General features: G+C 70.0%; 21 protein-coding genes. 4 read left to right on the top strand and 17 right to left on the bottom strand.

The features are described from left to right. Positions 1-482 precede the first annotated feature (482 nt). Positions 483-1793 carry an ABC transporter substrate-binding protein gene (locus ACFW3L_RS12970; RefSeq protein ID WP_378739652.1) on the top strand — a complete coding sequence of 437 codons (1311 nt, stop codon included), beginning with the start codon at positions 483-485 and terminating at the stop codon, positions 1791-1793. A 32-nt stretch (positions 1794-1825) separates the two neighbouring features. On the opposite strand, the gene ACFW3L_RS12965 is transcribed toward ACFW3L_RS12970, so the two are convergent. The 5 genes from ACFW3L_RS12965 to ACFW3L_RS12945 form a co-directional block, all read right to left on the bottom strand. Further along, positions 1826-2488, bottom strand: coding sequence for a TVP38/TMEM64 family protein (locus tag ACFW3L_RS12965; RefSeq protein WP_378739650.1), 663 nt, complete (start codon positions 2486-2488; stop codon positions 1826-1828). Positions 2489-2520: 32 nt separating this feature from the next. Continuing rightward, complete coding sequence (locus tag ACFW3L_RS12960) at positions 2521-3609, bottom strand: AI-2E family transporter (RefSeq protein ID WP_378739648.1); 1089 nt, start codon at positions 3607-3609, stop codon at positions 2521-2523. Then, complete coding sequence (locus ACFW3L_RS12955; protein WP_378739645.1) at positions 3606-5021, bottom strand: sensor histidine kinase; 1416 nt, start codon at positions 5019-5021, stop codon at positions 3606-3608. Before ACFW3L_RS12955 ends, ACFW3L_RS12960 begins: the two co-directional genes overlap by 4 nt. Before the next feature lie 144 nt (positions 5022-5165). Further along, the gene (locus tag ACFW3L_RS12950) at positions 5166-5981 is read right to left on the bottom strand and encodes a TIGR03943 family putative permease subunit (RefSeq protein WP_378739643.1); all 816 of its coding nucleotides are present in this window, start codon (positions 5979-5981) and stop codon (positions 5166-5168) included. Next, a complete protein-coding gene (locus ACFW3L_RS12945; RefSeq protein ID WP_378739641.1) occupies positions 5978-7054 on the bottom strand; it encodes a permease in 1077 nt (358 codons plus the stop codon). Before ACFW3L_RS12945 ends, ACFW3L_RS12950 begins: the two co-directional genes overlap by 4 nt. 325 nt (positions 7055-7379) lie before the next feature. Between ACFW3L_RS12945 and ACFW3L_RS12940 the strand changes: the two genes are divergently transcribed. Continuing rightward, entirely contained in the window at positions 7380-7529 is a 150-nt protein-coding gene (locus tag ACFW3L_RS12940) for a hypothetical protein (RefSeq protein WP_378739639.1), read from the top strand. Between the two features lie 111 nt (positions 7530-7640). Here the strand turns inward: ACFW3L_RS12940 and ACFW3L_RS12935 are convergent, their stop codons facing one another. From ACFW3L_RS12935 to ACFW3L_RS12895, 9 genes are all read right to left on the bottom strand, one after another. Beyond that, the gene (locus tag ACFW3L_RS12935; protein WP_378739636.1) at positions 7641-8636 is read right to left on the bottom strand and encodes a zeta toxin family protein; all 996 of its coding nucleotides are present in this window, start codon (positions 8634-8636) and stop codon (positions 7641-7643) included. Between the two features lie 8 nt (positions 8637-8644). Next, the gene (locus ACFW3L_RS12930) at positions 8645-9037 is read right to left on the bottom strand and encodes a hypothetical protein (RefSeq protein WP_378739634.1); all 393 of its coding nucleotides are present in this window, start codon (positions 9035-9037) and stop codon (positions 8645-8647) included. Positions 9038-9155: 118 nt separating this feature from the next. Further along, complete coding sequence (locus ACFW3L_RS12925) at positions 9156-10748, bottom strand: alanine/glycine:cation symporter family protein (protein ID WP_378739632.1); 1593 nt, start codon at positions 10746-10748, stop codon at positions 9156-9158. A 181-nt stretch (positions 10749-10929) separates the two neighbouring features. Beyond that, positions 10930-12531, bottom strand: a complete 1602-nt coding sequence (locus tag ACFW3L_RS12920) for a DEAD/DEAH box helicase (protein WP_378739630.1) — start codon at positions 12529-12531, stop codon at positions 10930-10932. A gap of 346 nt (positions 12532-12877) precedes the next feature. Continuing rightward, positions 12878-13720: an enoyl-CoA hydratase/isomerase family protein gene (locus ACFW3L_RS12915; protein WP_378739628.1), complete on the bottom strand. Its 843-nt coding sequence runs from the start codon at positions 13718-13720 to the stop codon at positions 12878-12880. Between the two features lie 71 nt (positions 13721-13791). Continuing rightward, entirely contained in the window at positions 13792-13998 is a 207-nt protein-coding gene (locus ACFW3L_RS12910) for a helix-turn-helix domain-containing protein (RefSeq protein WP_378739626.1), read from the bottom strand. Positions 13999-14276: 278 nt separating this feature from the next. Next, complete coding sequence (locus tag ACFW3L_RS12905; protein ID WP_378739623.1) at positions 14277-15875, bottom strand: ABC-F family ATP-binding cassette domain-containing protein; 1599 nt, start codon at positions 15873-15875, stop codon at positions 14277-14279. Between the two features lie 267 nt (positions 15876-16142). After that, positions 16143-17483 carry an AI-2E family transporter gene (locus tag ACFW3L_RS12900; RefSeq protein ID WP_378739621.1) on the bottom strand — a complete coding sequence of 447 codons (1341 nt, stop codon included), beginning with the start codon at positions 17481-17483 and terminating at the stop codon, positions 16143-16145. Between the two features lie 209 nt (positions 17484-17692). After that, positions 17693-18100, bottom strand: a complete 408-nt coding sequence (locus ACFW3L_RS12895; protein WP_378739619.1) for a YccF domain-containing protein — start codon at positions 18098-18100, stop codon at positions 17693-17695. Between the two features lie 838 nt (positions 18101-18938). Between ACFW3L_RS12895 and ACFW3L_RS12890 the strand changes: the two genes are divergently transcribed. Continuing rightward, on the top strand, positions 18939-19238 hold the full coding sequence (locus ACFW3L_RS12890; RefSeq protein ID WP_017588640.1) for a WhiB family transcriptional regulator: 300 nt from the start codon (positions 18939-18941) through the stop codon (positions 19236-19238). 178 nt (positions 19239-19416) lie between these two features. Here ACFW3L_RS12890 and ACFW3L_RS12885 read toward each other — a convergent pair whose 3' ends face one another. After that, on the bottom strand, positions 19417-20736 hold the full coding sequence (locus tag ACFW3L_RS12885) for a phosphoribosyltransferase family protein (RefSeq protein WP_378739617.1): 1320 nt from the start codon (positions 20734-20736) through the stop codon (positions 19417-19419). A gap of 153 nt (positions 20737-20889) precedes the next feature. Further along, on the bottom strand, positions 20890-21450 hold the full coding sequence (locus ACFW3L_RS12880; RefSeq protein ID WP_352388045.1) for a GNAT family N-acetyltransferase: 561 nt from the start codon (positions 21448-21450) through the stop codon (positions 20890-20892). A gap of 304 nt (positions 21451-21754) precedes the next feature. Between ACFW3L_RS12880 and ACFW3L_RS12875 the strand changes: the two genes are divergently transcribed. Next, a complete protein-coding gene (locus ACFW3L_RS12875; protein WP_378739615.1) occupies positions 21755-22954 on the top strand; it encodes an MFS transporter in 1200 nt (399 codons plus the stop codon). A gap of 91 nt (positions 22955-23045) precedes the next feature. Here ACFW3L_RS12875 and ACFW3L_RS12870 read toward each other — a convergent pair whose 3' ends face one another. Further along, positions 23046-23774, bottom strand: coding sequence for a hypothetical protein (locus ACFW3L_RS12870; protein WP_378739613.1), 729 nt, complete (start codon positions 23772-23774; stop codon positions 23046-23048). Positions 23775-23782: the final 8 nt, after the last annotated feature.

Here is a 23782-nt window from a genome sequence, read left to right as displayed (position 1 = left end):
CGGGGGGGAGACAGCGGAGGGCCCCGTCGGCTCTCCGGCCCCTCCCCCGAGCCGATCAGGCGTGTCGGCGCGCGGCTGGCAGGGGCCGGCGCCCACGGTCGCGATGCGCCCGCCGCCCCTGCGGCGCCTCCGGACCACGGGAACGACGGGAACGCCCCCGAGCCGCACGGGCTTGCGTCAGCGCCCCGTCGTCCTGTTCGTTGTCGCGAAGGAGCGCCTTCCTGAAGTGACGCCGTCGTGTTCCGCTCCCGAGCGCGCGATCCGCGCGGCCTCCCCGGGCGCCGGAGCGACGACCTCGCAGCTCCGTGGGGGCTACCGCGGGTTGCAGGTGCGGAGCCCGTTCGTATGATGTTTACCAGCCGGTAACGTACTGGCGAGTAGGCACCGCAGCCTCACTCTCCTTCTCCCGAGCACGAAGCCGCTTTCCCCCAAAGGGCCACCAGGCCCCCCGTAGCGAAGGCACAACGAGTTCAGGAATCCACATGCGAACACTGGGAACAGCCGCCGCGGCGCTCGCCGTCGCGGTACTCGCCGCCTCCTGCGGCGCCTCCGAGTCGTCAGACGAGGAGGCCTCCCCCGGCGCCCTCACCACGGGGGTCACCGACGACAGCGTCGTCATCGGGACCCACCAGCCGCTGACCGGACCGGCCTCCCCGGGGTTCGTGCACGTCTCCACCGGGGCGAGCGCCGTCTTCGACTACGTCAACGACAACGGCGGCATCCACGGCAGGCGGATCGACTACCGGGTCGAGGACGACGCCTTCGACCCGGCGCGGACCATGGACGTCACGCGCTCCCTCATCGACGACGACGAGGTCTTCGCGCTCCTGGGCGGTCTGGGCACCCCCACCCACGAGTCGGTCATCGAGGAACTGAACGACGAGGGCGTCCCGGACCTCTTCGTCTCCTCCGGCGCACTCGCGTGGGACCAGCCGGAGGAGTACCCGTACAGCTACGGCTTCCAGGTGGACTACTCCAAGGAGGCCAAGGTCCAGGGCGCCTACATCGCGGAGAACTTCCCCGGTGACGACGTCGGCCTCCTCTACCAGAACGACGACGTGGGCCCCGCCTCGCACGCGGGGATCGAGCAGTACCTGATGGACGACATCGTCGCCTGGGAGTCCTACGACCCGGGCGTCCCCGAGCTCGACGGACAGGTGGCCGAGCTCAAGGCGGCCGACGCCGACGTCGCGGTCTGCTACTGCATCCCGGCCTTCCTCGGCCTGGCCATCCTGGAGGCCCAGGCGATCGGCTACGAACCCCAGTGGGTGGCGCCCAGCTTCGGCGGCGACGTGGAGATCGTCTCCCAGCTCATAGAGGAGTACGCCGAGGGGACTCCGGCCGAGGACGTCCCGCCGGAGGCCTTCACCGACGGCCTCATCATCACCGCGTTCCTCCCGATGGCCGCCCAGAGCGACGACCCGTGGACCGCCTTCTACCGGGACATCCACGAGCAGTACAACGAGGGCGCACCCTTCACCGACACCACCGTGTACGGCATGGTGCAGGCGACCCTGTTCGCCCAGCTGCTCATGGAGGTCGGCCCCGACCTGGACCGCGAGCGCCTGCTGCGGACCCTCAACTCGCGGGAGTGGACCGGCCCCGGCCTCGTGCCCTTCGTCGCCACCGAGAACGACCACAGCGGCTACTCCGGGGTGATGGTGGTGCGCAACCGCGCCGGTGGGGAGCCCGAGATCCTCCAGGAACCCCGTGTCACCGACAGCGACGGCGGGGAGATCCTCCCGTTCGAGCTCGACCGGCCCGATCCGGACGACGTGCCCCTGTTCGGCTGAGTCGGGCGAACGGCGGGCCGGGCCGCACCGGATCAGGCCCGGGCCCGCTGTTCCCGCTCCCGCACGCGGCGCCGGCGCGAGCGCAGCCACCAGGCGAGCGCGAGGAGCGCGGCCGCCGCACCGGTGGCCACCGCCACCGGGAACCCGAGGTCGATCCCGCCGGTGCCGACCACCACCATCGCCGCCGTGGCGGGCAGCGACCCCAGGGCGGTTCCCAGGGCGAAGGGCGCGACCCGCAGCCCGGTCAGCCCGAAGCCGTAGTTGACCATCTGGTAGGGGATCACCGGGATGAGCCGGAGCTGCACGACGGCCAACAGCGCCCGTCGTCCCACCAGCCCCTCCAGCCGGGTCCGGACGCGTTCGGGGAGACGGCGTGAGAGCGCGTCCCCGGCCACGTACCGGGCCACCGCGAACTGCGCGACGGCGGCCAACACCCCTCCGACCAGGGCGAGGACCACCCCCACCACCAGGCCGAAGAGCAGCCCTCCGGCGATGTTCAGGGCCGGGCGCGGCACCAGCGCCTGCACCGCCAGGACGTAGGCGGCCAGGTAGACCACCGCGCCCCAGAACCCGGCGTTCGTGGTCCAGTCCCGCACCGTCTCCAGGTCCGGTCCCCGCAGGATCGCCCACGCCAACACGGCGACCCACACCGCGAGCAGCGCCACGCGCCACACCTGACCCCACCTGTGCCCCATTCGTCCCAGGTTAGGGGCTGCTTCGGGGAGGCTCAGCGCTCTTCCAACCGGGGAAAGACCACCTTCTTCAGCACCAGGGTGAGCGCGGCCGCCGTGGGGATGGCCAGCAGCGCGCCCACCAGCCCGAGCAGCGCGCCGCCCAGCAGCGCCGCCGTGATGTTGACCGTGGGCACCACGTCCACGGCGTGCCGCATCACCCGGGGCGCGATCACGTAGCTCTCGATCTGCTGGTAGATCAGGAAGAACACCAGCGTGACCAGGCCCATCCACGGGTCACCGATGGCCACCGCCAGCGACGCCACCACCGCCCCGATGGTGGTGCCGATCAGCGGGATCAACGCGGTCACCGCGACCACGAGGGCCAGGGTGAGGGCGTACGCCGAGCCGGTCAGCCACAGGAAGAGGAAGGCCACCACACCGCCGAGCGCCGCGACCAGCAACTGCCCGGCGATGAACGCCCCGATGCGCTGGACGATCTCGTCCCCGATCTCCCGGACCCCGGTCCGGCGCGAGCGGGGCACGAACCGGTAGGTGACGTCCATGATGCCCGGCAGCGAGGCCATGAAGAACAGGGTGAGGATGAGGACCGTGAAGGTGGCGAACAGCGAGTTGAACACCACCTGCCCCACACCGACGAGACCGCCGAAGACCTGCTGGCCGAAGTCGCCGCCGGAGACCACGCCCTCGATACGGCCGAGCACGTCGTAGCGCCGGTCGAGGTCACGGAAGAACGCGGACTGCTGGAGCTGGTCCAGGGACGAGGGCAACGACGTGGCGAAGCTGCTGACCTGCTCGGTCAGGGGCGGCACGATCGCCCACACGAACACGACCAGGAAGGCCACCAGGCCGAGGCAGACCGAGAGGATCGCGGCCCAGCGGGGCAGCCGCAGCCGCCGCAGGGCCTCGATGACGGGGTTGAGCCCGATCGCGAGGAAGAGCGCGACGAGGATGTAGACGAACACCGCCCGGGCGCTGGTCAGGGCCTGCACCAGCAGCCAGGCGCTGAGCACCCCCAGGGCCCCGACGAAGCCGAGCAGGAAGTAGTTGGGACGTCGCGTCTCCTCGGTCGGCGGGCGCCGTTCCGGAGGCTGCTCGGCGCGCGGGCGCTTCCTGGCTCTCACTGGCCCTCCGGTGGGTCCGGGATGGTCAGGGTGAAGAGGGCGCCGCCGAGCAGGTCGCTGTGTCCGGCGACCAGGGTGCCGCCGTAGGCGCCCGCGATCTCCCGGGAGATCGCCAGTCCCAGTCCGCTGCCGCCGGGATCGCGCTCCTTGGACTCCGCCAGCCGCGCGAACCGTTCGAAGACCCGTTCCCGGTCCTTGACCGGGATGCCGGACCCGTCGTCGTGCACCTCGACCACGGCCGCTCCCTCGTGGTGCTGCACGATGACGTCGATCCGGCCGTTGGCGTGGCGTGTGGCGTTGGCGACGAGGTTGGTGAGCACCCTGACGACGCGCAACCGGTTGACCAGCGCGTACACCGGTTCCGAGGTGTGCACGAACACCTGGGGCGGGCCGGGTTGGCCGGAGAACTCCAGCTGGGCGACCTCCGCGAGGTCGACCCGTTCGCGTGCCTGCGCGCGGTCGGTGTCGAGGCGGGCCATCTCCAGGAGGTCCTCGACGATGTTCTCCAACCGTTCGGTGTCGGAGAGGAGACCGCTCAGCAGCCGCTCCCTGGCGCGCAGGTCGGGATCGGGGTCGGAGAGCTCGACCTCCAGTTTGGTGCGCATGCCCGCGATGGGGTTGCGCAGTTCGTGGGAGGCGTCGGAGACGAACCGGCGCTGCCGGGTGACCGCCTCCTCCAGGCGGGACAGACTGGAGTTGGCGGTGCGCGCCAGGCGGGCGATCTCGTCGTCGCTCCTGGGCAGCGGGAGCCTGCGGTGCAGGTCGCTGACGGAGATGTGTTCCATCTCGTCACTGATCCGCGTGACCGGGCTCAGGGCACGGCCCACGCCGTACCAGATGACGAAGCCCGAACCGAAGATCAGCAGCGCCGAGGTGCCCAGCATGACCAGTTCCAGGACCTTGTCGCCCAGGATGAGCGGCGTACGCGTGGCGGCCACCGCCATGACGTTGTCACCGTAGGCGGAGCCGTCGACGACGTACCCCACCACCTGGAAGCAGTCGCCCGTCTCGTCCCCGGGGATGACGTCGCAGACGAATTCGTCGACGCGGAAGTCGTCCGGTGCGGGGTCCTCCTCGATCAGCGACGGCACCCCCTGCAGGGCCACGCTGGAGGCCAGGACCTGGTCGGTCTCCCAGTCGATCACCTGGAAACGCACGATGGGCTCGGAGGCCGGAATCGGGCCGTCGTAACGCTCCGTCATGATGTGGTCGGCCACGTGCCGGGCCCCCTCGGCGGCTCGGTCACGCAGCTCGGTGAGCGTCACTTCCCGGATCAGGAGGATGGAGGCGCTGAGGAGGATACAGATGACCAGGGAGAGGACGGCCAGGGCACCGAGCGTGACCCGGGCTCGGATGCTGCGCGGACGTAGCGCGCGCCAGGGTCTCCAGGATCGCTCGTTCCGTTCTGCCACGCACCCATTGTTACTCAGGGCAATAAGAAACCCTTGAATGGTCTCCGGTGTGGCGACCGAAACGTACGAAGGTGCGCGAGAGGGTTCTTTCGCCTCCCGCGCCGCCCCGCGAGCGGGAGAACGCTCGCGGGGCGGGACTCCGGACTACTCGTAGGGGTCCGGAGGGTTGGTGACCTCCACGACCGAGGTGGTCGTGATCTCGTGCTGGGAGACGTCGTAGAGGTCCCCCTCCGGCTCCACCCAGGTGCCGCGCACCGTCCACCAGGTGTCGGCCTCCGGCGCCGGATGGTCGGTGATCAGGATCTTGTTGACCACCGCGTCCGCCGCGCAGCAGGCCATCTGGAGCCGGGCCAGGTACCAGCCCTCCCCGTCCTGGGCGGGCACGGCGAACCCGGTGAGCTCGACCTCGCGGCCGGACAGTTCGCGCTCCTCGTCGATCCAGGCGCGCATGACGAACTGCTGGACGTCGAGCGGCACCACCTCGTCGGGGGCGGCCTGGCTCAGCTCGTCGGTGAAGCGGGAGGGTGCCCGCTCGTCACGGGGCGGCGGACCGGAGGAACCCCCGGTGCTCTCCACCGTGTAGGAGCCGAGCGCGGGCGGCGCGATGACGAACACGGCGAACACGGGGAGCAGGAGCAGCCACGCCACCCTCGGGGCGACGGAGTGGTCGTGTCCGTGGCCGCCCCCTCCACCGCCGTACTCGGCGACGGCGTGGTCGAGCTCCGAACGCGCCGAGGTGTCCTCGGGGACCGCGTCCTCCTCGTCCAGGGCGTGGGTCTCGCCGCGTAGTTCCGCGACGATCACCAGGACGCCGAGCAGCACCATGACCACTCCGGCGGCGATCAGGAACGGGCCGAAACCCGCCTTGACCCAGTTCAGGTACAGGTTGGTGGGGACCGTACTGGTCAGCGCGGCGGCGCCGAGCAGGACGAGGGTGAGCCCCTGGGCGATCCGGTTCACAGGAGGACGGCTCCGATCAGGAACGTGCTGAGCAGGCCGACCACCAGACAGATCGGGGCGAAGCGGGCGACGAAGCGCCAGCCGAACACCCCGGCCTGCATCGCGATCAGCTTGAGGTCCACGATCGGGCCGATGACCATGAACGCGAGCTTGGCGGTCGGAGAGAAGTCGGTGAGGCTGACCGCGACGAAGGCGTCGGCCTCCGAGCAGATCGAGAGGAGGATGGCCAGCAGGGCGAGCACCAGCACCGAGATGATCGGCGCCTCGGCCACGGCCAGCAGCCACTCACGGGGCACCATGACGTTCAGCGTCGCCGCCGCGAGTGCGCCGACCACCAGATAGCCGCCCGCGTGCATCATGTCGTGCATCATCGACTCGCGGAAGACCTGCCACTTGGAGGCTCCGGGGGCATGGGTGCGCGAGGGCAGACGCAGCCAGTCGGCCTTGCCGAAGCGCACCCAGATCCACCCGATGACCACCGAGGCGAGCAGCGAGGCCACGAAGCGGGCCAGGACCATCTCCGGCTGCCCGGCGAAGGCCACGGCGGTGGCGATCATGACGATGGGGTTGATGGACGGGGCCGCCAGCAGGAAGGTCAGCGCCGCCGCCGGGGCGACCCCGCGCTTGATGAGGCTCCCCGCGATGGGCACCGAGGCGCACTCGCAGCCGGGCAGGAGCGCCCCGGAGGCACCGGCGACGGGGACCGCCCGCCCCGGCTTGCTCGGGATGAACCGCTGGTAGGCCGAGGTCGGAACGAACGCGATGAGCGCCGCCGACAGGGCCACCCCGAAGACCAGGAAGGGCAGCGCCTGGAAGCTGATGGCGGTGAAGATGGTCGCCCAGGCCAGGAAGGCCTGACTGGTGAGCTCGTCGGTGAGCCAGGAGTGGGCCACCGCCATCGCGGTGATGAGGAGGGCGAACAGCCAGACCGTTCCGGTGCGGCGCGAGTCGGCGCGCCGCCCCCAGTCGGAGGGGGGCAGTTCGTCGCCCTGGTCGCCCCAGTCGCGGGCGATCGAGTCACCGAGTGAGGGATCGGGCGCGGAGTCGCGCTCCGATGTGGTCCGTTCGGACACGGGAGTACTCCGTCGGGTTCGGTTGGGGACTCCCCGAATGGTAACCGAAAACGATTTTCGTTTGTACATCCGTCGCGGCCCCACACATGGCGGAGCGGGCGAGTGTGCCGACAGCCCCGTGGGCAGGGGCGTTACGGGTACCTGGGGTGAGCGGGCAGGAAGCCGAGTACGCCACTGTCCCCCGAGGTCGGAGACGCTCCGAGGCCCCTTCCACCGCGTCATCCCGGCCAGCCTCTTCGGCACGACCGTCGAGTGATACGACTTCTTCCCCTGCGGGGCTGTGCGGCCCTGGTGTTCAACCACGGTCCGCAAAGCCCCGCGTCTGGTGACGATCCCGGTGTGGGGCGCGCTGCGCGACCTCGTCGGCCGCAGACCGGTGATCGCCGTGGTCGCGGTGGTGTTCGTCCGGAAGACTCGGGGCTCCGACCTCGCCTCCGCGCCCCGGGGGTGGTACCCCGGCCCGGCCGCCCCCTGACCGCCCGAGCCCCGGATCGAGACAGACCCAGCAGTACCGGGCCGCTCGACCGGGGGCCTGGAGCCCAATGGCGCTGGACGGTCCTCCGAAAGCGTGCGAGGGTCCCCGATGCTAGCGTTCGATCCCCTGGTTCCTTCCGCCGTTCCCTCCGGGCAGGGCGCGTGGTCCCGCGGAAGCGAGTCTTCTGAGGTTGCTGGTCCGGGAGGCCTTCGACTGCCCGGACGGGCCGGGCCGCAACAGACCCTGCGCCTTCTCGTCGATCGTGTCCAACTCACGGAAGAGCTTCCGCTTCTCCCGCGCGTCGAACTTGTCACTCCTGGTGATCGTGTTCCTGATCCTCTCCTGGGTGTTCTCGAAATGGAGCGCTTCCTGTGCGCTGAACGGAGTACTCCTCTCCGTGTTCAGCCTCTCGAGCGCACCCATCCCCCGGCTCGGGGTGTTCGATATTCCACCGCGTTGGAAGAAGACGGTGTTGACCTTCCCCAGTTCTCCCGAATCGATGGCTCTGGCGGCACGTTCCACGCCCACGTAGCACTCGTTGTGGATCTCCGGATCGACGTAGCGGCCGACGCCGTACTTGGCCACCGCCTTGACATACCTGTGGAGACCTCCCTGGAGGCTCAGGGCGTCGTTCACTCCCATGAGGGCGGCGTTGTTCGACTCGTAGCCGCGTTCCCTGAACCGTTGCACGATGTTCTCGAACTCGTCGGGGCTGCGGAGGGCGGACTCGATGAACACGTCCCCGCGACGGTCCGGGTGGCTCGCGTAGTCCTGGGCCCTGTTCCACCAGGAGAGGCCGTCGTCCCAGAGAAGGGCTCCGGACTCCTCCGGCGACCTCCTTCGCAGTTCCGTGTACTGCGGGTGGTGGGGGTTGAAGTCGTCCATGTTGATGTGGACCGCACCGCCACGCTTGTCGAGTGCGTTTCGGACGATTTCGGTGATACCGCTCTTGCCGGACCCGGTCGCCCCACCGATGATCACGAGACTCGGATTCTCCTGTTTGACACCTCCATCGAGGTGCTGGGGAGCGATCTCCTCCAGGAAGATCTGCTCGTTCTGCTTCGGGGAAAGGCGTACATTCTCGTATTCCTGGGGGGTGAGGTTCATCGCGCCTGTCAGATCGTTCCGTTCTTGATGATCGAAAGGCTTTCGATTCTCAAGTCGTCGGCAGTCCCCGCATCCGCGATGCGCAGGTCCCTGAGGCTCTCCGAAAGTCTTGCCTGGCGCTCGGAGACCAGATCGATCCTCTTCTGGTCGGGAGCATCCTTCGACCGTTCCTCATGCTTCATCTTCGAGAGGACTCCGATCGCGTCCCTGATGAGGTCGGCGAGGATGTCGTAATCGACCACCTCCTCCTCACTCCACTGGGATTCGGGAAGGCCGGAAAGCAGGGGGTTGTCTTCCTCAGGTCTCATCGTGGCATCCCATCCGTTCTCGTGTCCCGCCTCGTCACGCCTGCTAAGCATCGTCTTTTCCGATGCCGTGCAAGTCACGAGTGATCGACGCATGATAACAGTGGGATGCTGGAATCAGCGCACGAGTTCGCGCACACAATCTTCGTGTCCGAATGAGTTATGGGCATGATTCACGTTTCCCTCTGTCCTGGTGACCGAGGTTCTCCGCGACCTAGTCGTCGCGGCCCGGTTCCCGGCCGTCGTCGTCCGGGTGGTCGCCGTCGTGGTCCTGGTCGGGGTCGTGCATGCCCTCGCCACCGGGCGTCGGCTCGTCCTGCGGTTCGGCGTCGCTCGGCGCGGCCCCCTCGGACCGCTCGACCTCGTCGGGCAGCGGGCCCCCGGGGTCGCCCCAGCAGTGCACGTTCCTCAGGTCCGGCATCTTGGCCAGGTTGAACTGCGGGTCCAGCCCGTTGCGGAGCTGGCGGCTGTAGTCGCCCAGCAGGCGGAAGGCGACCGTCGACAGCGGCGCGATGGCCAGCAGGTTGACGGTGGCCATGACCCCCATGGCGATGTCCGCGAGGTTCCACACCAGGGTCAGCGGGGCGACGCAGCCGATGAAGATGGAGGCCAGGACGGCGGCCCGGAAGTAGGTCAGGTGTCGGTCGTCGGCGTCCAGGAACTGGAGGTTGGACTCACCGTAGTAGTAGTTGCCCAGCAGCGAGGTCCAGGCGAGCAGGAACAGGATGACGGTGAGGGCGTGGATCGCCCAGCTGCCGAGGGAGCTCTGGAGTGCCATCTGCGCGACCACGATCGGTTCCTGACCGGGGGCGAACTCGGTGCTGAACAGGAGCACGATGAACGCCGTCACCGAGCAGACCAGCCAGGTGTCGAAGTACACGCCCAGGGTCTGCACCAGCCCCTGCTTCGCCGGATGGGAGACCGAGGCGGTGGCACCCGCGTTGGGCGCCGAGCCCAGACCGGCCTCGTTGGAGAACATGCCGCGCCGCATCCCCCACAGGATCGCGGTGCCCACACCGCCCGCGGCGACCTCGCGCAGGCCGAAGGCGTGGGCGAAGATGCTGCCGAACACCCCGGGGACGGCCTCGATGTTGACGATGACCACGGCGACACCGAGGAGGACGTAGAGGATCGCCATCAGGGGGACGAGGCCCTGGGCGACGCTGGCGATGCGCCGCACCCCGCCGAAGATGACGGCGCCGGTCAGCGCGGCCAGACCGAGACCGATCACCGCGTCGAACCAGAACCCGGTGGGGACGCCGAACTCCTCGACCGAGGTACCGATCGCACCCGTGATGCCGTTGGCCTGCACCGAGTTGAACACCAGGCTGAAGGTGATGGTGATGATGACCGCGAAGAGGACGCCCATCCAGCGGCGTTCGAGTCCGTAGAGCATGTAGTAGGCCGGACCGCCACGGAACCCGGTGCTGGTCCGCACCTTGTACAGCTGGGCGAGGGTGGACTCCACGAACGACGCGGCACCCAGGACACCGGCCATCAGCCACATCCAGAACACCGCGCCGGGACCGCCCAGCATGATCGCCAGCGTCACGCCGACGATGTTGCCGGTCCCCACCCGCGAGGCCGCCGAGAGGGCGAAGGCCTGGAACGCCGAGATCTCCCTGCCGCCGTCGGGGGCCGTCCCCGGGCTGCTGCGCATGACCCGGAACATCTCCGGCAGGAGACGGATCTGGACGAACCCCGACCGCACGGTGAAGTAGAGGGCCAGGATCACCAGCAGCGGGATGAGGAAGAAGGTCCAGAAGAAGTCGTTGAGGGCGACCAGAGCGTTGTTGAGGACGGTCACTCGTTCCCCTTCGAGCGGTGTGCGGCCCCGCGTTCGATATCGGGGTTTTCCGACCAACTGTCCACTTGGGCGGGAGTTTCGGCCGCCGGGGACACGCGAAGGGGCGGTAAAGGACCGTAAACGATGCCGAGGCGGGCCCGACCTGTGGTCAGACCCGCCTCGGGTGCTTCAGTGCTCTGCCCTAGTGCTGCGGAGCGGAGTCGTAGCGGTCGTTGCGACGCGGGCCGCCACGGTACCCCCCACGGGAGTCCCCGCCACGGTAGCCGCCACCGCCGCGACGGTCGCCGCCACGATAGCCGCCACCCTCGCCACGGCGCTCGCCGCCACGGTAGCCGCCGCCATCGCCGCCGCGGTAACCACCGTCACCTCGGTAGCCGCCCTCGCCACGGGAGTCGCGGTCGCGGTAGCCACCGCCGCCCTCGCCACGGTCGTTGCGACGCTCGCCGCCACGGTAGCCGCCCTCGCCGCGGGACTCGCCGCCACGGTAGCCACCGCCGCCGCGGTAACCGCCGCCGCCACCACCGCGGTAGCCGCCACCGCCGCCGCCACGGTAGCCACCGCGACGGGGGCCGCCACGGCCGCGACGCTCGCGGACGGGCTCCGGCGGCTCGATCCACGGCTCCCAGCTGGGCTCCTTGGCGCCGGTGACCTCGGAGAGCAGCTCGTCACCGGGGTTGACCAGGTGCTGCTTGGCGTCGACGCCGGCGTCGCTGAGCAGACGTCGGGCCAGGCGGCGCTGGTTGGGAGCGACCAGGGAGACCACGGCGCCCGAGGAACCGGCCCGGGCGGTACGGCCGCCACGGTGCAGGTAGTCCTTGTGACCGGTGGGCAGGTCGATGTTGACGACCAGGTCGATGCCGTCGACGTGGATGCCGCGAGCGGCGACGTCGGTGGCGACCAGGGCCTGGATCTTGCCCTCACGGAACTTGGCCAGGGTGCGCGTGCGCACGCTCTGGGTCTTGCCGCCGTGCAGGGAGGCGCAGGGCACACCGGCCTCGATCAGCTGCTCGCTGATGGTGTCGGCGCGGTACTTGCTGCGCACGAACAGGATGGTGCGTCCGTCACGCGCGGCGATCTGGGCGACGATCTTGTTCTTGTCGCGGGGCAGCACCTTGAGCAGGTGGTGCTCCATGGTGGTGACCTGGGAGACCGGCGGGTCCACGGAGTGGGTCTGCGGGTCCTTCATGTAGCGGCGGACCAGCTTGTCCACGTCACCGTCGAGGGTGGCGGAGAAGAGCAGGGTCTGACCGTCGGGGCGCACCTGGTCGAGAAGCTCGCTGACCTGCGGCATGAAACCCATGTCGCACATCTGGTCGGCCTCGTCCAGCACCGAGATCTCGACGTCGCCCAGGTCGCAGGCGCCCTGGTCGATGAGGTCGGTGAGACGGCCCGGGGTGGCGACCAGCAGGTCGACACCGCGCCGGAGCTCGTTGATCTGTCGGGTGTAGGAGCTGCCGCCGACGACGTCGCCGACCTTGACGCCCAGGACGCGGGCGTAGATGCGCAGCGCGTCGCGCACCTGGTGCGCGAGCTCGCGGGTGGGGACCAGGATCAGGGCCCGGGGGCGGTTGGCGGCGGCGCGGCGCTCGGCGCAGCGCATCAGGACCGGCAGGCCGAAGGCCAGGGTCTTGCCCGATCCGGTGCGCCCGCACCCGAGGACGTCACGGCCCTCGATGGCGTCGGGAATGGTCGCGGCCTGGATCGGGAACGGGTTGGTCACACCGTTCTTGGCCAGCTCGTCGACGATGTCCTTGGGAAGCCCCAGGCTGTCGAAAGCGGGCATTACGGCAGTGTCCGTCGTCAAGTGACGTGTACCTTCCTCATCGTTTGGCGGCGTTTCGAGGAAGGCTCCACACGGTCACAGCGGACCCAGCGAAGAAATCACACAAACGCGCCTGATCACACGCGGAAGCGGCCTCAGCTGAGTGGGCTCGTGTGCTCTTCGGGTCAAGAGTGACGTCGACCGGTGTCGACACGCTCTCCGCGTCTTGGCGGCCCGGCGCGCTCGGATGCGCGCGGCATTCATCGACCGCTTGCAGCAGCGTACTAGAGATCGTTCGGAAGCGGGGACGGGATGGGGGTTTTTCACCGGTGATACCGGTCTCCCCCCTCCCGTCCCCCGTGTGCGGTCAGGCTCCCGCCGTCATGGCTCTGGCCAGGGCGGTGAGGCGTCCCACCTGTGCGCGGCGCTCGGCCGCGCACTGTTCTTCGAGCGTGTTGTCCCCGGCCTGCTGGAGGAGGGCCTTGGTCGCGACGGCGGCCTCGGGATTGGTGGCCAGAAGAGCGGCGACGGCGTCGTCCACCGCGCCGTCGAGCTCGTCGACGCCGACCACCAGCGTCGCCAGGCCGAGCTCGCGGGCCTCCTCGGCGCCGACCTTGCGGGCGGTCAGGCAGATCTCGGTGGCGCGGTGCACGCCCACGATGTCCACCAGGGGCTTGGTGCCGGTGAGGTCCGGCACCAGCCCCAGGGCGGGCTCCTTCATACAGAATCGGGCGTCGTCGGCGAGGATGCGCAGATCACAGGAGAGCGCGAGCTGGAAGCCGGCCCCGATGGCGTGGCCGCGCACCGCCGCGATGGTCACCAGGTCCGGCCGACGCAGCCAGAGGAACCCCTGCTGGAGCTCGGAGATGTAGGCGTCCAGGTCGGCCTCGTCGGCGGAGCCGTCCGCGAGTCCGGCGACGATCGAACGCTCCCCGTCGACCCCCTCGGGGGTGAACATGTTGAGGTCGATCCCCGCGGAGAAGATGTCACCCTCCCCGGCGATGACGACAATTCGGACATCGTCCGGGAGCGCCTGGCCGATGTGGGCCAGGGTGGTCCAGGTGCGTCCGGTCATCGCGTTGCGGCGCTCCGGGCGGCTGATGGTGACGCGGGCGACCGCGCCGTCCACCGTGAGCCCCAGTCCGGCCCGGGCCAGCTCCTCGCCGGTGGGCAGTTCCTGTCTCCCGGACTCCCGCGGGTCCTGTGCCATGGGTTCCTCCGTCGCGTCGGTTGGCTACCCACCGACCCTACTCGCCGGTAACCCCGGGCTCGCCGCCGGGATCAGGCCTTGCGTGTCGCCCCACCGCGCCCCCGCAGCTCCACTCCGGCCTCGCTCAGCAGCCGGTGCACGAATCCGTAGGAGCGACCGGTCGCGGCCGCCAGACTGCGGATGCTCTCACCCTCGTCGTAACGGTGCCTGAGCTGTGCGGCCAACTCGGAACGGTCCGCTCCCGACACTCGGGTGCCCTTCCTCAACGCGTCACTCACAGATCTCTTCCCTTCCACGGTGGTGGGGTCTCCCACCGTCCGGAACCACTGCCATGATCGGACACCCCGTCCACACGCCGCCACATTCGCCCGGCGCCACGCCGGTTGGACCGGGTTTCGGAAGACCGCTAACCAGGCCCGAAATGGGACCGGGTGAACCTCCCGGTGCTCTGGGCGTCACTGCCGACCCCACACGCTCCGACGGCCACCGCCCCCGGACGCACGGAGGACCCCGGCCCACGAGGGGTCGGGGTCCTCCGTGCGTCCGGGACCGGGCATCAGGCCAGTGCGATGAGGTCCTCGAACTCGGCGTTCCACACGTCCTCGACGCCGTCGGGCAGCATGATGACGCGCTCGGGCTGGAGTGCGGCGACCGCGCCCTCGTCGTGTGTCACCAGGACGATCGCGCCCTTGTAGTTGCGCAGCGCCGCCAGGATCTCCTCCCGGCTGGCCGGGTCCAGGTTGTTCGTGGGCTCGTCGAGCAGGAGCACGTTGGCGCTGGAGACCACCAGGGTGGCCAGGGCCAACCGGGTCTTCTCACCACCGGAGAGCACTCCGGCGGGCTTGCTCACGTCGTCGCCGGTGAACAGGAACGACCCCAGGGTCTTGCGCGCCTCGACCTCGGGCAGGTCCGGGGCCGCGCTCATCATGTTCTCCAGCACGCTCCGGTCCACGTCCAGGGTCTCGTGCTCCTGCGCGTAGTAGCCGAGCTTGAGCCCGTGCCCCGGGACGACCTCACCGGTGTCCGGTTCCTCGACGCCGCCGAGCAGGCGCAGCAGGGTCGTCTTTCCCGCGCCGTTCAGGCCCAGGATGACCACGCGGCTGCCCCGGTCGATGGCCAGGTCCACACCGGCGAAGATCTCCAGCGAACCGTAGGACTTGGACAGCCCCTCGGCCATCAGTGGCGTGCGACCGCTGGGTGCCGGGTCCGGGAAGCGCAGCTTGGCGACCTTGTCGGACTGACGCACCCCCGCGACCCCGTCCAGCAGCTTGTCGGCGCGGTTGAGCATCTGCTGCGCGGCACGCGCCTTGGAGGCCTTGGCCCGGAACCGGTCCGCCTGCTTGCGCAGCGTGTCGGCCTGCTTCTCCGCGTTGGCCAGCTCCCGGCGGCGACGGCGCTCGTCGGCCTCGCGCTGGGAGAGGTACAGCTTCCAGCCCATGTTGTAGATGTCGATGGTGCTGCGGTTGGCGTCCAGGTAGAACACCTTGTTGACCACGTGCTCGACCAGTTCCACGTCGTGGCTGATCACGATGAGCCCGCCCTGGTGGTGCTTGAGGAAGTCACGCAGCCAGACGATGGAGTCGGCGTCGAGGTGGTTGGTGGGCTCGTCCAGCAGAAGGGTGTCCGCACCGCTGAACAGGATGCGGGCCAGCTCGATCCGGCGGCGCTGACCACCGGAGAGCGTGTGCAGCGGCTGGGACAGGACCTTGTCCGGCAGACCCAGGCTGGAGGCGATCGCGGCGGCCTCGGACTCGGCGGCGTACCCGCCCAGCACGTGGAGGCGCTCCTCCCAGCGGGCGTACTGGCGCACGCCCTTGTTGCGGGTCTTCTCGTGGTCGCTGGCCATCTTCTTCTCGGCCTCGCGCAGACCGTTCAGGGCCTCGTCGATCCCGCGCGCGGACAGCACCCGGTCCTTGGCGATCACGTCGAGGTCGCCGGTGCGCGGGTCCTGGGGAAGGTACCCGATGCTGCCGGAGCTGGTGACCGTGCCGCCGGTGGGCAGCCCCTCCCCCGCGAGCACCTTGGTCATGGTGGTCTTGCCCGCACCGTTGCGGCCCACCAGTCCGATCCGGTCCCCCGCGGCGACACGGAAGGTCGTCGGCTCCAGCAGGAGTCGAGGTCCGACGCGCAGTTCGAGGTCGGTGGCGATCAACATGGGTGGGGCATCCTCAAAGGTGGTCTGGCGGGTTCGGGGCGGTCGGGACACGTCTCGCACCGGCCCCGGAGGGGCTGGTTCGGCGGTGGCGCCGCGACGGGGCGGCGGCGGACGTGTCCTCGGGACCGGCCGACCCAGCCTAACGGCATGGGGCGGGGACGGTGCGAGGGATTTCCCCCGGCGCGACCCGGACACGGCCGCGCCCCCGACCCCACAACGGGACCGGGGGCGCGACGCATTCCCGGGGGAGGGGGTCACGGGACCGGATCACTCCCTGTCGGGGGTGTCCTCGCGTGCCGTGGTCTCCGGCACCGGGGCGACGACCACGACCGCCGCCTCCTTCTCCGGTGGAGCCTCCGAGGTGCGTTCCGCGACCTCCGCGGGCTCGGTGTCCTCCTGCTGCGCGGGCGGACGGTTGCGGAGCAGGGCGGCGAGCACGGCGGCGACCGGGGTCGCCAGGAACATGCCCGGGATACTGCCCAGGATGCCGCCCGCCGTGATGGCGATCAGGACGATGGGAGAGGGGAGCTCCAGGGCCTGGCCGTAGATGCGGGGGGCGAAGATGCTGCTCTCCGCCTGCTGGACCACGACGACCGCCACCACGATGATCAGGGCGATCACCCAGCCCTCCGCGACCAGGGCCACCAGAGCGGCCAGGAGGCCGGTGAGGAAGGCGCCGATGACCGGCAGGAACGCGCCCACGAAGGTCAGGACGATCAACGGGATGGCGAGGTTCACGTCCAGGAAGATGAGCAGGACGATGCCGATGCCCACCGCGTCGATGAAACCGACCATCGCCACACCGCGCACGTAGCGGCCCATCACGCCGTAGGCCACACCGCTCGCGTGGCGCAGGCCCGGGCGGGACTTCGGCGGGAGCAGCGTGACGAACCAGTCGATCAGCTTGTCCCCGGAGTGCACGAAGTACACGGTGAGGGCGATGATCAGCACCAGGCTGATCAGGATCTGGAGGACGGCCGCGCCAGCGGTCCAGGCGCCGTTGACCAGCTCCTGGGTGTTGTCGGTGATCATCCCCTGGATCTGGTCCCAGGCGTTGGTGAACGCGTTGGTGATGAAGGCCGGGTCCGCCTCCAGGCCGAAGGGGAGCTCGATCTGGAGTTCCTGGAGCCCCGTGAGGGCGCTGGAGACGCTGGCGATCATCCCGTCGAAGCCCTGTATGGCCGGCTGGATGATCATCGTGATCACGCCGCCGAGGACGACCAGCGCGGTGAGGACGGCGATGGCGGTGGAGGAACCACGCCCCAGGCCCTTGTTCCGCAGCCACTTGGCCAGCGGCATGAGAAGCGCGGTGACGAACACCGCGATGACGATCGGGAGGGTGACGACGGACAGGTAGATGACGGCGTAGACGAGCAGGCCCGCCACGACGCCGATGATGAGCATCCGCCAGGCGACGTCGCTGACCACCCTGAGCAGGTCGCCCGCGCCCACGTCCTCGGGCTCGGGGGCGGCTTCCTCTACCACCTCGGGTTCGGCCTCGGCGGCCTTCTCCCGCTCCTCCAGTTGGGCGAGACGCTCGGCTCGGGCTCTGCGGGCGACGAGCCACTTGTTCAGGAGCGCCCACACTCCCGGCCGCTGGGCTTGCACATGGACTCCGATCTATGGATTGCTGCGCGTTGACCGCTCCGAAGGCGACGGTCACGTGACGACACTGTTCCGGGGGATGTGGGAGGAGATGTCAGGGAGATGCACCGGCGGGCGTTCTGGTTCCACCGGACGTCGGGGAAGGTCAGCCGATCGCGCGGAACCGTCCGGCCCCTTCTCGGGGTCGAACGGTTCCGGTGGGGCCGGTCGTCTCAGAACTGCCAGGGCTCACGGGGGTGGCCGACGCGCACGATCTCGTTGCCGAACGGGGCCAGGGCCACCGGGATCATCTTGAGCGAGGCCCACGCCATCGGGATGCCGATGATCGTGATGGCCAGGGCGAGCGCCGTGGTGATGTGGCCGATGGTCAGCCACCAACCGGCGACGATCAGCCAGATGACGTTCATGACGGTGGTACCGCCGCCGGCGCCCGGCCTGCGCACGAGGTCGCGACCGAAGGGCCAGATGGCGTAGCTGGCCATGCGGAAGGACGCGATACCGAAGGGGATCGTGACGATGAGGAGGCAGCAGATGAGGCCGGCGATGACATAGCCGACTGCCAGCCAGAATCCGGCGACGAAGAGCCAGATGATGTTCAGGATGAGCCTCAAGAGGGCCACGGTGTTCGTCTCCTTGGTTCGGTCCCGTGCTTGTTCGGTCCCGTGAGCGGGTGGTGCGCGTGACCTCCGGAACGGACGGAGAACGAGCGCACCCTGTTTTCTATCGTCTGGGACGCGGACGCACCATGACCTGTTCCTCCCTCTTTCCCTGATCCTTCCCCTAAGGGGCGTCCTGGACCGGAGGGATCCGGAACCGGGTGGGCGGGGCGACACGGCCGCCGGGGCGCCGGAGGCGCCACGGGCGGGAGGGGGTACGGCGAGACGGTGCGCCGCGAGGCGCCACGCGATACACCGACCCTACTGGCAAGGCGGTTCGGACTCCGGAGCCCGTCGCGCTGTGTGAGGACATACGGTCACACCCAATCTCGCGAGCACGGGCGGACCACAATGTGATGGGCGCATCAGGAGGACCCCCTAGGCAGGAGGGACATCGCCCCATACGATGTGCTGTGTCCTTCGCAAGACGGTAGTTCTGGCGATGTGCGACAAAATCTGACAGACAACCAGAGACCGGACGTCAGGCATCAGGTTTCGGTAACGGTTGGATGAGCAATTTCCCCACCCCCCGTGCAGGATCGGGAGCGGGGATGGCATGATTACGTACCGGCACAGACGGAGACTGTCACCGCCTCCGCGGCCGTTCGCGTGAGAGCACCCCTTCATCGACAGGCATCGCCTTCGTGACGGCGCTTCTCGTGGTCTCAGCCACACCGGGGAACAACGTCAACACCGCTCGACGTTTGCGTCGTGCGGGGTGCCTCACGCCGCATGACCAACTTTTGGTGACTGAAGCTTTTTCAGACAGCTTACTAGTGATTTCAGTAGAGGTGGTTCAAGCATGTCTCAGGTACGTCGGCAGGCCGCGCTGCGCCCCCGCCCGAGCTGGGGGTGGCAGGATGCCGCCGCGTGCCGGGGCGAGGACCTTGTGCTCTTCTTCGGCCCCGATGGCGAACGCCAGCCGGAGCGGGAGATTCGCGAGCGCAAGGCCAAGGAGATCTGTGCGGCCTGCCCGGTGCGGACCGACTGCCTGGACTATGCGATCTCGCGTCCGGAGAAGTACGGCACCTGGGGCGGACTGAACGAGGACGAGCGCGCCTCCGAGCGCCGTCGCCGCATGCGCCGCGCCAACGCCGCCTAGAGCTTCCCGCCGCGCGGATCTCTCCCGCTGGCCCCGGCCCCGATAACCCGCGGCGCCCCGACGTGACACGTCGAGGGCGCCGCGGGTTTTCTCGTTTCCGCGTTCCTCCGGTGCCGACGCCGTCGGCACCCGGACACACGCCCCGAACCCCGTCCGGGCCCGTGGCCGGTGCGGGTCCTCACCCCGGCCCGCGTGCGAGGTTCCGGTCGAACCAGTCCGACGCCTCCACCGCCACCTGACGCCATCCGAGGTCACCCCTCAACAGCTGTTCGGCCCCGGACACCACCCTCAGCTCGGAACGCCCGGCCAACCGGCCCCGGGTCCACTCGCCCAACTCACGCACGAACGAGTCCCCGCTCTCCAACAGGAACAGCGTCGGCGCCAGCACCGACGCCAGGTGGGGTTCCGCGCGGTCGACGCGTCCGCCGTGCACCACCACCGCGCCCACGTCCTCCGGCCGGCGCGCGGCCGTCACCAGGGCGGCCGGGGCCGCGGGCCCCGATCCGAGCAGACCCACGGGTTCGCTGGCCGCGTCGGTGGCGCGCCGAAGCCAGGAGACGGCCGCGCTCAGCCTCTCCCCGAGCACCGCGGTGTCGGCCTCCTCGCCGCCCTCCGCGCCGTCGGCGGCCCGTTCCCCCTCGGTGAGCAGGTCCAGGAGCAGGGTCGCGTACCCCGCGCGACGCAGTGACGCGGCGGTCGCCCGCCACCCGGGGTCGGCCCGCCCCTCCCCGAAGGCCATCACCACCGCGCCACGCAGCGCCGTGGGCATCGTGAGGTCACCGTCCAGGTGGACCTGGTCCGCGCGGATCCGCACTCCCCGGGAGACGTCGGGCCCCCGGGAGAGGCGTTCGCGTTCGGAGAGGATCCCGATGACCGTGTCGTCGGACAGCTGGTCGAAGTCCCGGTACCACTCCCCCACGGCCTGGAAGTTCTCCGGCGCGGTCAGCACCACCACGTCGTCGGCCTCCTCCTGGAGCGCCTCCAACGCCTCCGGCGCCGCGACCGGCACGGCCAGGACCAACCGCGACGGACCCGCCTGGCGCAGCATGCGCAGTGCCGCGCGGGCGGTGCCGCCGGTGGCGACCCCGTCGTCCACCACCACGCAGTCGCGACCCGCGATCCTCGGTGCCGGGCGCTCCCCCCGGTAGGCGCGGCGCCGACGGTCGAGTTCGTCCCGCTCGGTGGCCACGGTGTCGGACAGCGCCTGGCGGGGCACCCGCATCCGGGCCAGGGCGCGGTCGTCGTAGATGACCTGCCCGTCCTCGGCGATGGCGCCCACCCCGGTCTCGGGATGCCCGGGCAGGCCGATCTTGCGGACCATGAGCACGTCGAAGTCGGCGCCCAGGCGTTCCGCGAGTTCCGCGCCGACCGGGACCCCGCCGCGGGGCAGGGCCAGCACGATCGGGTCGTCGACGGCATAGGGACGCACCCTCTCCGCGAGGTGTCGTCCGGCTTCGGAACGGTTGGTGAAGGGCAGTGAGACGGGTACCGGGTTCATGTCCTCACCGGCGCCAGGGCCGCGGAGCCCGGCGCCGCTCCTTCCGGCAGTGTGGAGTGGGCCGCGGGAAAAGTGCTACCGGCATACCCCTCCTCATACGGGTCACAACCCCGCGTCGGGGCAAAAACCACCCCTGCCCGGAGTCCCGGGGGGTCAGCGACCCCGGGTCCCACCGCGCAGCACCGCCATCAGCAGGGCGTCGTGGCGGCGCCCCTCCCAGAGGAGGGCGTCACGGAGCCGCCCCTCCACGTAGAAGCCGCAGGAACGGTAGACGGCGATGGCGCGCATGTTGAAGGCGTAGACGTACAACCAGACCCGGTGCAGACCGATCTGCTCGAACGCGTACTCCAGGACCAGTTGGGTGGCCTCCCGTCCCAGCCCCTGCCCGGTGAACTCGATCGCGGACAGGGCGATGCGGTACCCGGCGGTCTCGTTCTCCGGCGAGACCCCGTAGATGGACAGCTCACCCAGGTACCGGCCGTCCCGGGGCGCGATGATGGCCAGGTCCAGCCGGTCGGTGCGACCCGCGCGACTCTCGCACCAGTCGCGCGCCTGTTGGTAGGTGATGTGGCCGTGGGATCCGGTGAGACGTCTGACCTCCTCGTCGAGGCCCGCCGCGAAGTAGGCGTCCGTGTGCTCGGGTCCCAGGGGAACCAGTCGTACGCTCTTCCCGGTCAGCGTGGGCGTTTCTCGCAGCGCGCTCGTTCTGATCATCTGATCTTCCGGTTCCGACCGGGGCCGTCAGGGCACGGCGCGTCCCGGTGTGAGGGAGTCGGCGGGCAGGGGGCGCCTACGCGGGAGCGGGCCGCGGGGGCGGGCCGGTGTCAGGGGCCTCTGATGGGAGAACGGGGGTGGGGGTGGGACCTCCGGGGTTCCACGTCGACGGGGACGGACCCCCTATGTAAATCGGCTCCGGGTCCCATGGCAAGCCCGGCCCTGGACCCCGAGAAAATGTCTGTGTCCCGGACCGCGCGCCGGATACCATCCGCACGCACCGAATCGACTCCTGGAGCCCTCCTTGAACGCGCAGACCGACACGTCCACCGGACCCCCGCCCGAGGCCAGACGCGCCCGGGTCGCGGTGTCCACCCTGTTCTTCGTGAACGGGTTCACGTACACGAACGCCGTGCCGTGGCTGCCGGTGATCAAGGTCCACCTGGGGTTGACCAACGCGGAGCTGGGGCTGGCGATCGCGGCGATGCCGTTCGGGGCGATCCTGACCGGGATGCTCGCGGGACCGCTGATCCACTGGTTCGGCAGCGGGCGGACCGCCGTGGGAACGAGTCTGCTCTCCCTGGGAGCGCTTCCCTTCATCGCCCTCGCGCAGAACTGGTGGATGCTCGCCGCCGCGCTCTTCGTCATGGGCTCCGCCGACGCCTGGACCGACTCGGCCCAGAACTCCCACGGTCTGCGCGTGCAACGCCGCTACCGGCGGAGCATCATCAACACCTTCCACGCGGTGTGGAGCCTGGCGGCGGTCTCCGGCGGTCTCCTCGGCGCCGCCATGGCCGGTTCCGGCGTGCCGATCCTCTGGCACCTGTCCGGGGTGACGGCGGTGCTGGTGGTGGTCAACCTCGCGATCAGCCGCATGCTGCTGCCCGGTCCCGAGAACACCGAGCGCGAGGACGGGGTCAACGGCCACGACGGCAGCCGGGCCCGTATCCCCGCCAAGGGCCTCCTCCTGTTGGGGATGCTGGGCGTGCTGCTCATGATGGCCGGTGGCATCGAGGACTCCGCCGCCTCGTGGGGCGCGGTGTACATGAGCACCGAACTGGGCGCGCCGCTGTTCCTGGCCGCCATGCCGTTCGTGGCCTGTCAGGCGATGATGACGGTGGGGCGCCTGCTGGGCGACCGGGTGACCGACCGGTTCGGCGCGGTGGCGGTGGGGCACGCCTGCGGTCTGCTGGCCGCCGGAGGGCTGGCCTTCGCTCTGCTCCTGCCGCACCCGGTGACCACGGTCATCGGCTTCGGTGTGATGGGGCTGGGCGTGTCCACCCTGTTCCCGCTGACGCTGGCCGCCGCCGGGAACATCCCCGGGGTCCGTACCGGCGACGGGGTGACGGTGGTGGGTTGGCTGGGCCGTGCCGGGTTCCTGGCCTTCCCTCCCCTGGTGGGCTTCCTCGCCGACTCGCTCACGCTCGGCAGTGCCCTCTGGGCGATCGCGGCGGCGGGGGTGGCGGCCTTCCTGCTCGCCTCCGCGCTGCGTCCACGGTCCTGAGTCACACGGGAGGGCCCCGTCCACCGGATTCCTCCGGCGGGCGGGGCCCTCCCCACGTCAGCCCCGCGAGAACGCGGGAGTGGACGCGGTGTTACTCAGCCATGCCCGGACGGCGGCTGCCGACCCACAGGGCCAGAGCACCGATACCGGCCACGACGGCGCCGCCGAGCACGAAGCCCGACATGTCGACGCCCGTGGCGGCGAGCTCGCCGCCACCGGTGGTGTCACCGGCGGCCGGCGCCGGAGCGCTCGGGGCCTTGGCCCCGGGCGAGTCGTCGCCGGGGGGCGGGCTGTTGTCACCCGGGTCGGTACCACCGTCCGGGTTCTCCGGCGGGTCCGTCGGGTCCGGGGGATCCGTCGGGTCCGGGTCCGGAGGGTCGGTCGGGTCCGGGTCCGGGGGGTCCGTCGGGTCCGGGTCCGGAGGATCGGTGGGGTCCGGGTCCGGGGGGTCCGTCGGGTCCGGGTCCGGGCCCGGCGTCTCGCCGTCACCCGGGTCCGGCGGGTCGACCGGGTCGGGCGGGTCGATCGGGTCCGGAGGATCGATCGGGTCCGGACCCGGCGTCTCGCCGTCACCCGGGTCGGGCAGGATCGGCAGGTCGATGAGCACCGGAGGTGCGGCGACCTCCTCGAACGCCTGCTCCACGACGGGGGTCGCCTCGAACAGGGGGGCAGGCTCCTGGACCGCCGCGGGGGCGGCCTCAGGGGCGACATCGGGGACGGTCTCTTCCGCGGTCTCGGCCGCGAAGGCCGGAGTCACCGAGAAGCCGGCCATGAACAGGCTGGCCGCCGTGACGGTGAATACCCGCTTCTTAAGGGACATCCCACTCC

It is taken from the genome of Nocardiopsis sp. NPDC058789 (genome assembly GCF_042745575.1).
Taxonomy (GTDB): Bacteria; Actinomycetota; Actinomycetes; order Streptosporangiales; family Streptosporangiaceae; genus Nocardiopsis; species Nocardiopsis eucommiae.
The sequence above is the reverse complement of the archived record's forward strand: the minus strand, read 5'-3'. Positions and strand labels throughout refer to the sequence as shown.